General features: G+C 58.2%; 12 protein-coding genes. 11 read left to right on the plus strand and 1 reads right to left on the minus strand.

From position 1 onward, the window contains the following. Positions 1 to 16: 16 nt before the first annotated feature. The 7 genes from ccoN (at position 17) to AC1RTQ_RS13670 (ending at position 5,677) form a co-directional block, all read left to right on the plus strand. A complete protein-coding gene (gene ccoN, locus AC1RTQ_RS13640; protein ID WP_304351457.1) occupies positions 17 to 1,453 on the plus strand; it encodes a cytochrome-c oxidase, cbb3-type subunit I in 1,437 nt (478 codons plus the stop codon). A 19-nt stretch (positions 1,454 to 1,472) separates the two neighbouring features. Then, positions 1,473 to 2,105, plus strand: a complete 633-nt coding sequence (ccoO, locus tag AC1RTQ_RS13645; RefSeq protein WP_182286652.1) for a cytochrome-c oxidase, cbb3-type subunit II — start codon at positions 1,473 to 1,475, stop codon at positions 2,103 to 2,105. A gap of 17 nt (positions 2,106 to 2,122) precedes the next feature. Next, on the plus strand, positions 2,123 to 2,260 hold the full coding sequence (locus AC1RTQ_RS13650; RefSeq protein ID WP_302091237.1) for a cbb3-type cytochrome oxidase subunit 3: 138 nt from the start codon (positions 2,123 to 2,125) through the stop codon (positions 2,258 to 2,260). A 27-nt stretch (positions 2,261 to 2,287) separates the two neighbouring features. Further along, positions 2,288 to 3,199, plus strand: coding sequence for a cytochrome-c oxidase, cbb3-type subunit III (gene ccoP, locus AC1RTQ_RS13655; RefSeq protein ID WP_302091236.1), 912 nt, complete (start codon positions 2,288 to 2,290; stop codon positions 3,197 to 3,199). 82 nt (positions 3,200 to 3,281) lie between these two features. Beyond that, positions 3,282 to 4,724 (plus strand): cytochrome c oxidase accessory protein CcoG, encoded by a 1,443-nt coding sequence (gene ccoG, locus AC1RTQ_RS13660; RefSeq protein ID WP_409812971.1) that lies wholly within the window; start codon positions 3,282 to 3,284, stop codon positions 4,722 to 4,724. 126 nt (positions 4,725 to 4,850) lie between these two features. Beyond that, positions 4,851 to 5,156: a FixH family protein gene (locus tag AC1RTQ_RS13665; protein ID WP_302091234.1), complete on the plus strand. Its 306-nt coding sequence runs from the start codon at positions 4,851 to 4,853 to the stop codon at positions 5,154 to 5,156. A 257-nt stretch (positions 5,157 to 5,413) separates the two neighbouring features. Continuing rightward, positions 5,414 to 5,677, plus strand: coding sequence for a hypothetical protein (locus tag AC1RTQ_RS13670; protein WP_492876463.1), 264 nt, complete (start codon positions 5,414 to 5,416; stop codon positions 5,675 to 5,677). 63 nt (positions 5,678 to 5,740) lie between these two features. On the opposite strand, the gene fnr is transcribed toward AC1RTQ_RS13670, so the two are convergent. After that, positions 5,741 to 6,463: a fumarate/nitrate reduction transcriptional regulator Fnr gene (fnr, locus tag AC1RTQ_RS13675; RefSeq protein WP_302091232.1), complete on the minus strand. Its 723-nt coding sequence runs from the start codon at positions 6,461 to 6,463 to the stop codon at positions 5,741 to 5,743. 267 nt (positions 6,464 to 6,730) lie between these two features. Between fnr and hemN the strand changes: the two genes are divergently transcribed. The 4 genes from hemN to AC1RTQ_RS13695 all read left to right on the plus strand — a co-directional run bounded on the left by hemN (position 6,731) and on the right by AC1RTQ_RS13695 (position 12,671). Next, on the plus strand, positions 6,731 to 8,113 hold the full coding sequence (hemN, locus tag AC1RTQ_RS13680; RefSeq protein WP_304351453.1) for an oxygen-independent coproporphyrinogen III oxidase: 1,383 nt from the start codon (positions 6,731 to 6,733) through the stop codon (positions 8,111 to 8,113). Positions 8,114 to 8,116: 3 nt separating this feature from the next. Continuing rightward, positions 8,117 to 8,830 (plus strand): sulfite exporter TauE/SafE family protein, encoded by a 714-nt coding sequence (locus tag AC1RTQ_RS13685; RefSeq protein WP_492876466.1) that lies wholly within the window; start codon positions 8,117 to 8,119, stop codon positions 8,828 to 8,830. A 110-nt stretch (positions 8,831 to 8,940) separates the two neighbouring features. Further along, a complete protein-coding gene (locus AC1RTQ_RS13690) occupies positions 8,941 to 10,185 on the plus strand; it encodes an HD-GYP domain-containing protein (protein ID WP_492876468.1) in 1,245 nt (414 codons plus the stop codon). After that, entirely contained in the window at positions 10,182 to 12,671 is a 2,490-nt protein-coding gene (locus AC1RTQ_RS13695) for a sensor domain-containing protein (protein WP_492876470.1), read from the plus strand. The genes AC1RTQ_RS13690 and AC1RTQ_RS13695 overlap by 4 nt, the downstream gene beginning before the upstream one ends. Positions 12,672 to 12,846 lie beyond the last annotated feature (175 nt).

Here is a 12,846-nt window from a genome sequence, read left to right on the forward strand (position 1 = left end):
ATCTAAGAGGTGCCCGATGGAAGCAACAAATAACAATGCTGTCTATTACGACGACACCGTCGTAAGACAGTTCTCTATCATGGCCGTGGTATGGGGGGTGGTAGGTATGGCGGTGGGCGTGTTTATCGCGTCCCAGCTGGCCTGGCCGGAACTCAACTTCGGCATTCCCTGGCTGAGCTACGGACGTCTGCGTCCGCTGCATACCAATGCCGTGATCTTCGCTTTTGGTGGCTCGGCGCTGTTCGCGACCAGCTACTACGTGGTGCAACGCACCTGCCAGACCAAGCTGTTCATGCCCAAGCTGGCCAGCCTGACCTTCTGGGCCTGGCAACTGGTTATCGTCGGCGCAGCCATCAGCCTGCCTCTGGGTTACACCCAGGGCAAGGAATACGCCGAGCTGGAATGGCCCCTTGACTTGCTGATCGCCGTGACATGGGTGTCCTACGCCATTGTGTTCTTCGGCACTATCGGCATCCGCAAGGTCAAGCACATCTATGTGGCCAACTGGTTCTTCGGCGCCTTTATCCTGGCCGTGGCCCTGCTGCATATCGTCAACAATATTTCCGTCCCTGCGGGCTGGATGAAGAGCTATTCGGCTTACGCTGGCGTGCAGGATGCAATGGTTCAGTGGTGGTACGGGCACAACGCCGTGGGCTTCTTCCTGACCGCCGGCTTCCTGGGCATGATGTATTACTTCATCCCCAAGCAGGCGGGTCGTCCCGTGTACTCGTATCGCCTGTCGATCGTGCACTTCTGGGCGCTGATCTTCACGTACATGTGGGCGGGTCCTCACCACCTGCACTACACCGCTTTGCCTGACTGGGCCCAGTCCGTGGGCATGGTGTTCTCGCTGATCCTGCTGGCTCCCAGCTGGGGCGGCATGATCAACGGCATCATGACGCTGTCGGGTGCCTGGCACAAGCTGCGCGACGACCCTATCTTGCGTTTCCTGATCGTGTCCCTGTCGTTCTACGGCATGTCCACCTTCGAAGGCCCGATGATGGCCATCAAGACCGTGAACGCGCTGAGCCACTACACCGACTGGACCGTGGGCCACGTGCACTCCGGCGCTCTGGGCTGGGTGGGTCTGATCACCATGGGCTCTCTGTACTACCTGATCCCCCGTCTGTTCGGCCGCGAGAAGATGCACTCGCTGGCCGCGATCGAGCTGCACTTCTGGATGGCGACCATCGGCATCGTGCTGTACATCGCCGCAATGTGGATTGCCGGTGTGATGCAGGGCCTGATGTGGCGCGCTGTCAACCCCGACGGCACGCTGACCTACACCTTCGTGGAAAGCGTGAAGGCGACCTATCCCTTCTATGTGATTCGCGTGACTGGCGGTCTGCTGTATCTGGGCGGCATGCTGGTGATGGCATGGAACACATGGAAGACCGCAATGGCCGGCCGTTCCGTCAAGGTGGCAGTGCCTGCCGTGGTGGCTCACGCTTGAGCATTGAGGAGCAAAAGCAATGTCTGATCAAAATAACGCAGCTCCCAAGAGCTTTTCGCACGAGAAGATCGAGACCAGCAACTTTTTGCTGATCGCGCTAACGCTGTTCGTGCTGACCATTGGTGGCCTGGTGGAAATCGTGCCGCTGTTCTTCCAGAAGTCCACGACCGAAGCAGTGGCGGGTCTCAAGCCCTACACCCCGTTGCAGCTGATGGGGCGCGACGTCTATCTGCGCGAGGGTTGCTACAACTGTCACTCGCAGATGATCCGTCCCTTCCGCGCCGAGACCATGCGCTATGGCCACTACTCGGTGGCTGGCGAGTTCGTGTACGACCACCCCTTCCAGTGGGGCTCCAAGCGTACCGGCCCCGACCTGCATCGCGTGGGCGGCAAGTACAGCGACGAATGGCATCGCATCCACCTGAACAACCCGCGTGACGTAGTGCCCGAGTCCAATATGCCTGCTTACTCCTGGCTGGAAGCCAACAAGGTGGATGACACGGCCGTGGCAACGCGCATGAGCGCGCTGCGCAAGGTGGGCGTGCCGTACACCGATGCGGAAATCGCCGGTGCTCAGGCCGAGGTCAAGGACAAGACAGAGATGGAGGCAGTGATTGCCTATCTGCAGGTCCTTGGTCGCGCCGTCAAGTAAGAGAGAAAGGGCTGGAAATGGATATCACCATCATGCGTATCGTGGCCACGCTGGCATCGCTGGCGTGTTTCGTGGGCATCTGGTGGTGGGCGTATGCCCGCCGCAACCAGGCCCGTTTTGACGAGGCAGCTCAGGTTCCATTCCTGGAAGACTGAGTCTGATCACCACAACGAGAACATCCCATGAGCGATTTCATTAACAATTTCTGGTCAGTGTATGTCGCGGCGATTACGCTGATTGGCATCTTTGGCTGCTTGCTGCTGCTGATTCTGGTGGCCAGCAAGAAGGTCGTTCCCTCGAGCGACAACACCACAGGCCATGTCTGGGACGAAGACCTGCGTGAACTCAACAACCCCATGCCCAAGTGGTGGATGGGTCTGTTCGTGATCACCGTGGTTTTCAGCTTGGGCTATCTTGTGGTCTACCCAGGTCTGGGCGGCTTCGGCGGCAAGCTGGACTGGAGCCAGACCGGCGCCTACGACAAGGAAATGGCCAAGGCCAAGGCAGACCTGGAGCCTCTGTACGCCAAGTTCACCAGCATGCCTACCGAAGAAATGGCCAAGGACCCTCAGGCCATGGCCATTGGCGAGCGTCTGTTCATGAACAACTGTGCGCAATGCCATGGCTCTGACGCTCGCGGCAGCAAGTCCTTCCCGAATCTGGCGGACGGCGACTGGTTGCATGGTGGATCTCCCGAGAAGATCAGGGAGACCATCACCAACGGCCGTATCGGCATCATGCCGCCCATGGCGGCAGCCGTGGGCTCGGCGGAAGATGTGCGCAATGTGGCGCACTATGTGCTGAGCCTGTCGGGCAGCCCTCACGATGCCGTCAAGGCTTCGCAAGGCAAGTCCAAGTTCGTGGCCTGTGCGGCTTGTCACGGCATGGACGGCAAGGGCAACCCTGCGCTGGGAGCGCCTAACCTGACCGATGACATCTGGCTGCATGGCTGGGGTGAGGCGGCAATCGTCAACATCGTCAACAACGGCAAGCACAATGAAATGCCTGCCCAGAAAGAGAAGTTGACGGAGGCTCAAATTGCCGTGTTGGCCTCCTATGTCTGGAGTCTTTCGAATACGCAAAACCAGAAGTAATGCGTTGTTAAGAGGCGGTGCCCTGGCACCGCCTTTTTCGCATTTCAATTTTCAGTAATTACAAAAACATTAAGGAACTGCGATGCCGTGCGATCAGGGGAAGCCCCGAAAAGTCATACCGATCACGCCTGAGCCTCATGAGGGCGGGCCTGAGTTGGTGCCTATGTTCGCTTCCGAGCAAAAAGTGTACTCACGCTCTATTAGTGGCGTGTTCTCACGGTGGCGCTGGGCCATGGTGTTTCTGACCCAGCTCGTCTTCTACGGCCTGCCCTGGCTGCAGTGGGGCGAGCGCCAGATGGTGCTGTTCGATTTGGAAGCCCGGCGCTTCTATCTGTTCGGACTGGTGCTGTATCCGCAGGACTTCATCTATCTGACGGGGCTGCTGATCATCAGCGCGCTGGGGCTGTTTCTGTTTACCGCCGTGGCCGGGCGCCTGTGGTGTGGCTTCTCCTGTCCGCAGACGGTCTACACCGAGATCTTCATGTGGATCGAAAGCAAGGTCGAAGGCGATCGCAGTGCCCGCATGCGTATCGACAAGAACGGCTGGACGTTGGAGAAGATCTGGAAAAAGTCCTTCAAGCAGTTTCTCTGGATCGTTCTGTCTCTTTGGACAGGCTTCACCTTTGTCGGCTACTTCGTGCCCATCCGTGAGCTGGGTGTGCAGTTGATGGCCTTCCAGGGCAACTGGCAGATTTTCTGGGTGGCGTTCTACGGGTTTGCCACCTACGGCAACGCCGGCTACATGCGCGAGCAGGTCTGCAAGTACATGTGTCCCTATGCACGCTTTCAGAGTGCCATGTTCGACAAGGACACCATGATCGTCAGCTATGACGCTGAACGTGGTGAAGCTCGTGGCCCGCGCAAGAAAGACGTTGACTACAAGGCACAGGGCCTGGGGGACTGCATAGATTGCAAGCTTTGCGTTCAGGTCTGCCCCGTGGGCATCGATATCCGCAAGGGGCTGCAGTACGAGTGCATTGGCTGCGGTCTGTGCATCGATGCCTGCAACTCCGTGATGGACAAGATGGAGTATCCGCGCGGCCTGATCCGGCTGACCACTCAGAATGCCGTGTCCAAGGCCTGGAAGCAGGTACAGGTGATCCGCCGTATTTTCCGCCCCCGTGTGTTGATCTACGCGGCCGTGCTGGTGGCCCTCAGCGCCGCCATGATCGCCAGTCTGGTGCTGCGCGAGCCGCTCAAGGTCGACGTGATTCGAGACCGTGCTGCGCTTTCGCGCATCGTAGCGGGCGGCAAGCTGGAGAACGTCTACCGTCTGCAGATCATGAACGCCACGGAGTCCGAGCAGCGCTACCGTATCAGCGCCGTGGGCCTGGAGAATCTGGAAGTTGCATCCGAGCAGGAAGTGACCGTTGGCCCTGCCGAGACGCGCGGCATTGCCGTGCGGCTGCAAATTCCGTATGGCTCAGCAGCTCCCGGCTCGCACCCCGTACACTTCAATGTGGATGCAGTGACTGCCGGAGCAGGGCGTATTTCCGAGAAGACGGTGTTCCTGGTGCCGCGTTAATGCCATGTATTGCCGGTCTTCGTGAGCCATCACGGAGGCCGGACAAGGACACAGCCAATCGGCAACAATCCATGCCACCTTGCCCTATGTGCCTGGGTGGCCAGAATTTTGTAAAGAGGTTTCATCATGTCGGCAGCACAAGCCAAGGTCTCGCAAACGGCCAGGATCACCCACCCCGAGGACGGCAAGTCCTGGTGGAAGTTTGCCCATGTCTGGCTCATCATCGCCGGCCCGGTGATCGTGGTGATTGCCGGCTTTGTCACCGCATACATCGCACTGAGCAGGCCCGATCCCGTGATTGACCCTGACTACTACCGCCATGGCATTGAAATCAACCAACGCCTGAGCGAAAGTGAAAAAAGCATGGCCCCTGCAGTCACCGGCCGCAATCATGCGGCCACTCCAGTCAAGGACCATCCTCTGGATCGCTGAGCGCTCCGGTGCTTGCTCCGCCAAGGTCGCTTTTGCGGCCTTTTTTGTTGCCAATATCAAAATCAGAGCATGTTGCGCATGCTCCGTCTAACGTTGATGCAGAAGTAAATGGTTTTTCATTATCCGGATGGCGCAAGGTGCTACTGAAAAGAGAGTGATTCAGGGTTTCCCGCCATGGTGCATGCCCGCAGTCCTGCGTGAGCGGTCATCACCTTTGTGCAAAATATGGTCAAGCCCACAGCCCAAGGAGAATCAGGATGGATGCTCGACGCTGGATGTGGATTGTCTGGCCGGCCTTTCTGGCGGCGGCAATCATGGAGATGGTGGTTTTTGCCTTTGTGGACCCGCTGGATCTGCACTGGCTTGGTTCCCCCCTGGGCTGGTCGCGCCAGGCCATCTATACGGTCGCCTTTTTTGCCTTCTGGGTCGTGACCCTGATAGGAGGAGCGATGACGGTGATGCTGGGGCGCTCCGTCAGCGATCTCAATGGAGGCATCGTTTCCGAGCCTCTGCCCGAGTAATTCGCCCAGATAAAAAAGCCCGCTGTCCGCGGGCTTTGTCTTGAGAGCGTCTGCTGACTCGGCTCAGCTCTGGCATTGCTGGCTGTTGACGATGCGTTTGAGCGCCTCGGTATCCAGAATGCGCAGGTGGCGCTGCCTGACTTCCACAATGCCTTCCTCTGCAAATTTGGAGAAAGTGCGGCTCACGGTCTCGAGCTTGAGGCCCAGGTAACTGCCGATTTCTTCGCGCGTCATGCGCAGCACCAGCTCCGACTTGGAAAAGCCGCGTGCCGACAGACGCTGGACCAGGTTCAACACAAAAGCCGCCAGGCGCTCTTCGGCACGCATGCTGCCCAGCAGCAGCATCACGCCATGCTCGCGCACGATTTCGCGGCTCATGACCTTGTGCACATGGTTCTGCAGCGCCGTGACCTCGCGCGAGAGCTGCTCCAGTTTGTCAAACGGCATGACACAGACCTCGGCGTCTTCCAGGGCCACGGCATCACAAGTGTGGTGGTCGTTGACGATACCGTCCAGACCAATGATTTCGCCCGCCATCTGAAAGCCTGTGACCTGATCGCGACCGTCTTCGGTCGCCACGCTGGTCTTGAAGAAGCCGGTTCGAATGGCATACAGAGAGGTGAACTCTTCGCCATTGCGAAACAGCAGCCCACCGCGCTTGATCTTGCGGCGCGTGGCCACAACCTCTTCAATGCGCTCCATTTGTTCATCGTCCAGGCCCATGGGCATGCACAGTTCACGCAGATTGCAGTTGGAGCAGGATGCTTTGATGGTCTGAAGATTCATGGGCTTTTGCTACCGCGCAGACAGACACACAGTGGAGAGTCGCGCTGGTCATTGACCTCGTGGTTGAAGATGAGATGGATCAAATTGTCGCAGCACTTGCCTTGAGGTCTCTTGATTTTCATCAAGGACAGGATGATTGCCTTGGGGCACATTGCCAGTATTCGTTCCAAAACATGCGCTTTTGCCTATTTGGGGCATGATTTTCAGGATCTGATTTCCATTGAAATATGCTCCATGCAGAGTGTGGGCGCACCCTAACTCCCAGTTATGACCGCAGTCACGCCTGAGTTGCTGAGCCGCTTTGATATCCCCGGCCCACGCTACACATCGTTCCCAACAGCCGACCGTTTTGTTGAGGCTTTTGGTGCAGACGACTACATACTGGCACTCAAGCAGCGCAAGACGCATTCTGGCTCGCGCGCTTTGCCGCTGTCCGTTTATGTGCATGTGCCGTTCTGTGAGTCGCTTTGCTATTACTGCGCCTGCAACAAGATCGTGACCAAGCATCATGAAAAGGCTGCCGAGTATCTGGACTACTTGGGCCGCGAGCTGGCCATGCATACCGAGCACTGCGGCAAAGGCCAGCTCGTAAGCCAGCTGCATCTGGGCGGAGGTACACCGACCTTCTTCAGCGATGCAGAGTTGCAGCAGCTGATGGTCTTGATGCGTGAGCATTTCAAGCTGGATCCTGCGGGCGAGTACTCCATCGAGGTCGATCCGCGCACCGTCAGCAACGAGCGGCTCAGAGCTCTCAAGGACATGGGGTTCAATCGTCTGAGCTTTGGTGTGCAGGACTTTGACCCCGCGGTACAGAAAGCGGTGCACCGCGAGCAGCCCGCCGAGCAAGTCTTTGCGTTGGTGGTCGAGGCGCGCCGTCTGGGATTTGTCTCCATCAATGTGGACCTGATCTACGGGCTGCCCAGGCAGACGCCCGAGTCTTTTGCGCGCACGCTGGCACAGGTCAATGAGCTTCGCCCCGATCGCATTGCACTGTATGCCTATGCGCATTTGCCCGAGCGCTTCAAGCCGCAAAGGCGTATCGAATCAGCGGACCTGCCCATGGGACAGGACAAGCTGAACATGCTCTCCGGCGCCATCGATGCGTTCATGAATGGCGGCTATGTCTATGTGGGCATGGACCACTTTGCACTGCCTGACGACTCTCTGGCCATTGCCAAGCGCCAGGGGCGCTTGCATCGAAACTTTCAGGGCTATAGCACCCAGCCTGATTGCGATCTGATTGCACTGGGTGTATCGGCTATCGGCAAGGTGGGCGCGACCTACAGTCAGAACGTCAAGACTCTTGAAGAGTATTACGATGCCGTCGATGGCGGCATACTGCCCGTGCAGCGTGGACTGGCGCTTTCGCGTGACGATCTGGTGCGCAGAGCCGTCATCATGTCCATCATGTGTCAGGGCTCCGTCCTGTATGAGCCGATGGACCAGGCTTGGCTGATCAATTTCCGCGAGTACTTTGCTTCGGAGCTCGCTGCACTGGCGGAAATGCAGCGCAATGGCCTGGTTCAGCTATCCGACGAGGGCTTCAAGGTCACGGGCCTGGGCTGGTTTTTTGTGCGCGGAGTAGCCATGCTGTTTGATCGATATTTGCAGGCCGACCGAAACCGCGCGCGCTTTTCGCGCATCATCTAGCGCATGCTGTTTTCGCTGGTCTGGACCGCTTTGATCATGGGGCTCGTGGGTGGGCCCCATTGTCTTGTAATGTGCGCTGCTCCCTGCAGTGTGGTCACAGCAGCGAAGCCTGTCGGTGGCGGACAGCCTGTTGTCGTGCACGGCCTGCAAAAACGCCAATGGCTGCGCACCAGCCTGTTTCATCTAGGTCGCATCGCTGCCTATGCCCTGCTGGGAGGGGTCGCGGCCGTGGCCATGGAAAGTCTGGCCTGGGTGACCAGTCAGACAACGGCATTGCAGAGACTTTGGACGCTGATGCATGTAGCGGTGATGGCCTGGGGGCTGGCCATGGTGGTGCAGGCGCGGCAGCCAGCCTGGCTGGAGCGGGCGGGGCGTTCCGTCTGGGCCAGGGTTCAGCCCTGGGTCACCGCGCCAGGCGGCAGTCTGGCAGCAGGCTTTGCCTGGGCACTGATGCCTTGTGGTTTGCTGTATTCGGCGGTGTTGGTGGCGGCCTTGAGTGGCGGCGCTTGGCAAGGTGCTTTGTCCATGGCAGCCTTTGCCGTTGGTGGTGCACTGTGGCTGCTGGCGGGACCCTGGCTGTGGCAACTAGGACAGTCGCATGTCAATGCATTGCGGGCCAGGTGGGGCACCAGAGTCGCTGGTCTGATGCTGATTGGTGTTGCGAGTTGGGCTTTGTGGATGGATCTGGTCTACAAACCCGGCCTTTGGTGCCGATAAGTCACACAAGAGGGGATTGTTGACGCTGTTTGCATCCCAACAGACCCTAGTCATGGTTGAGCAGTCATGGAACTGCGGAATAATGTCTTATCTTGTGTGTAGCGCTCAAAGTGAATCGTTTCGTTGCTATTGATATCGGACAACTGCGTATCGGCATGTATGTCCATCTGGAGACTGGCTGGTTGCGCCATCCGTTTCCCGTCAGCAGCTTCAAGATTGTCAATGACGAGCAGTTGCAGACACTCAGGACCCTGAAGCTCAAGGCAGTTCAGGTTGATCTATCGAGAAGCGATCAGGAAGAGGCGGCAGCGTCTGTGGCTGCAGACCCTCAACTCGCTCCTGTCCCCCCCGAGAATGATGCGCATGCATGGCGTAACAGTATCTTGGGCGTGCAATCCAGGTTTCTGGGCGCGGTTTCCGTATTTGATGACGTGCAGGCCTTGTTGCCAGTCAACCCCGAGAAGGCGCGGACAACGACGGATATGCTGGTTGCGCAGCAAGTCGTCAAACTGGCGCAGGCTCGTGATCTGACTTTGCATCTGCTTGCGGATACGGGGGGGGCCACCTTTGGCGTTCATGGTGTCAATGTCTCCGTACTGAGCCTGCTGTTGGGCAAGACGCTGGGCCTGTGCAATGACGTATTGCAGGATCTGGGCGCGGCGGCCCTGTTGCATGACATCGGCAAGCCGGGGCTGGAGATTTCCGCATCGGCCAATGCACTGAATCAAGGCACGGGCCGCACGCCTGTGCGAGAGACCCTGTATGCACGTCATGTCGGAGAGTCGGTGGCATTGGCTCTGTCCATGGGCTATCCTCCTTCCGTCACGACGGCCATCGCCCAGCATCATGAATGGGCCGATGGGTCAGGCTTTCCACTGGGCTTGCTGGCCACAGATATGGACATTGCCGGACAGATCCTGGCGCTGGTCAATAATTTTGAGCGCTTGTGCAATCTGCCACTGCAAGGCAACGAAATGACGCCTCATGAAGCCATGGCTGCACTGTATGGTCAGTATCGCCAGCGATATGCGCCCGATGTGCTCAAGGCATTCGTGCAGACCTTGGGGGTCTATCCGCCGGGCTCTTTGGTGGAGCTAAGCGATGGGCGGATGGGCGTGGTGGTGTCCGTCAACACCAGCCAGTCGCTCAAGCCGCAGGTACTGACCTATGACATGCAGGCGCCGCAGAAGCTGCGGTTCGTGGATTTGCTTGAATATGTGGGTTTGGGTATTCGCCGAGGTTTGACGCGAAATCAGCTTTCTCGAAATGCGTTAGAAGCTTTACAGCCGCAGAGGCGTCTTTGCTACTTTTTTGACAGTTCTGCAGCACCTGCTGCCGAGAAAGACCTCGCGTGACTTTGCAGCAGAGTTTTCTGATCGACCCTCTGCTTGCCTCCATGCTCGATGGCTTGCAGGAGGCGGTCTGGCTGCTGGATGCGCAGACATTGCGTGTCGTGCATGCCAATGCAGCTAGTATGCAGCTCACAGGCTACACGCCCGAGCAGGCGCAGGAGCAGTATGTCGATGTGCTGTGTGCCTCACTGGTGCAAAAAGCGTTCTGGCAGGATGCCTCAAACTGGGTGGGCGGGGCGAAATTTCTCACAGAAATTTGTACAGCCAATGGTTCATTGACGGCTGTGGAGATGGGGGTGGGCCCCATCGCCCTGAACCCGCGCTGGTTGATGCTCACCATGCTCGATCGCAGCGAGCAGTTGCGGCACGAGAGCGAACTGGACATGCTGCTTGCAGAGTTGCGGGCGACGCTTGAGTCCGCTGCAGATGGCATGCTGGTCTGTGATCTACGCGGCGGTATTCGTGCATTCAACCACCGTTTCGCGGAGCTGTGGCAACTACCTGAACCACTGCTCGTGCAGCGAGATGATGCGGCCATCTTTACCCACCTGGAAGCACAGACCATCAGCAGCGAGAGTCAGTTCACTCTTTTGCAGGATGCGCAGGACCTGTCGGCTCCTGAAACCTCGGAGGTGCTGCAACTGCTTAGCGGCAGGGTTCTGGAGCGCCGCTCCGTGCCCCAGCTCAGTCGCGGTGTGGCAATAGGACGTATCTACTCCTATCGGGACATTACGGTGGAGTCCAGCTCGGCGACCGAACTGCGTCTGGCTGCAAGAGTGTTCGAGTCCAGCCTGGATGGCATCTTCATTGCAGATGCAAATGGTGTCATCGTTCAGGTCAACCCGGCTGGCGGGCAGTTGCTGCATGGCAAGGCGGTGCTGGGGCTCGCCGCCTGGACTTTGTTCGAGTCTGAAGGGGGGGCTGTGTCCGACCTGATGGAGCTGGCCGCTGCGCGCTGGGATGTGGGCAGCTTCTGGGAGGGCAATCTTTGGCTCAAGCAAAGTGAAGGTCAGCGCTGCGCGGTCTGGCTGTCCTGGGTGGCATTGCGTGACGGCTACGGGCGTCTGGTACAAAGCATTGGCTTTATGCGCGACATGACCATGCAGCGCAGTGCGCAAAAGCAGATTGAGCAGCTGGCTTACAGTGATGCGTTGACAGGGCTTCCCAATCGCCTGAGTTTGAGTCGTCACGTGCAAGCGGCCATCACTGCTGCGCGCTTCACACAGCAGCCGTTCAGCATTCTGTTTCTGGATCTGGACCGTTTCAAGATCATCAACGATTCACTGGGCCATGACTTCGGCGACCGGGTGCTCAAGCTGGTTGCTCAGCGGCTGAGCGGACTGCTGCGCCCTGCCGATGTGTTGTGCCGTCAGGGCGGGGACGAATTTGTTCTCTATCTGCATGATTGCACGGGGGAAGGGGCTTCGGCCGTGGCCGCCCGTATTCTGGACGAAATGCGCCAGCCCTTCATGCTTGACGGTCTGGGCTTTTCCGTTCAGTGCAGCATTGGGGCTGCGCAATTTCCGGCAGATGGTTTGACGCTGGACGAGCTGATTCGTCAGGCCGATATCGCCATGTATCGCGTCAAGGAGCGCGGACGCGGCAATTTCAGCTTCTATCAGCCGCAAATGAGTGCGGGTCTGCTCTCGCGCATGAAGCTGGAGCATGCCATGCGCCAGGCGCTGGACAAAGGGCATATGGCCGTGCACTTTCAGCCACAGGTACATATCCGTTCGGGTCGAATCGTGGCGGCAGAGGCGTTGCTTCGATGGACGGACCCCGAACTGGGGGTGATCTCTCCTGCAGCCTTCATTCCCTTGGCGGAGGAGTCCGGCTATGTGGTTGCTCTGGATGCCTGGGTGCTGGAGCAATCAGTACAGGAGGCTGCGCGCTGGCTGGCTATGGACATGCCCGTCAAGGTATCGGTGAATGTCTCCGCGCTGGAGTTCAGGCAGCCGGACTTTGTGGATCGCCTCAAATATGTGCTGGACGCCAGCGGCTTGCCGGCACAGTGGCTGGAGCTGGAGCTGACCGAGAGCATTTTGCTGCAGGAGGCGCAGGAAATGGCTTTGCGCGTCCACCAGATCGCAGAGCTGGGTGTGGGTCTGGTCATTGACGATTTCGGTACCGGCTATTCGAGCTTGGCTTATTTGAAAAAACTGCCGATCTCCAAGATCAAGATCGACCAGAGTTTTGTGCGCGGCCTGCCGCATGATGCGGGAGACAAGGCCATTGTGGGCGCCATCATCAGCATGGGGCAGGCATTGGGCGTGGAACTTGTGGCGGAAGGTGTGGAAACGCAGGAACAATGCCGGGCAATTGAGCAGTTACAAGGTGACTACTTTCAGGGCTATCTGTGCTCGCCAGCCCTGCCTGCGGAGCAATTCCGCAAGCGTCTGGAGCAGAGCGCATCCGAGCAGGAGCCGAGAGTTCAGCCGTATTCGCCGGACGACGATGTCAGTGGTATTCATATTGCAGGTCTGCAATAGTCTGAGGGCATGCTTTTTTGCTAGGTTTCCTATCGTCTGATTTGACGATGCGCAGTTTCTGAGGACTCAGCAAAATCAAGGCATTTCTTGGGCCGACTTCCGGGTGCGTGCATCAATGAAGAACGCGCGCAGAGTTGAGTATCTGTGCGGTATTTGATGGGCCGGATTTTTTGAG

Source organism: Comamonas sp. GW821-FHT11H03, from assembly GCF_058807955.1.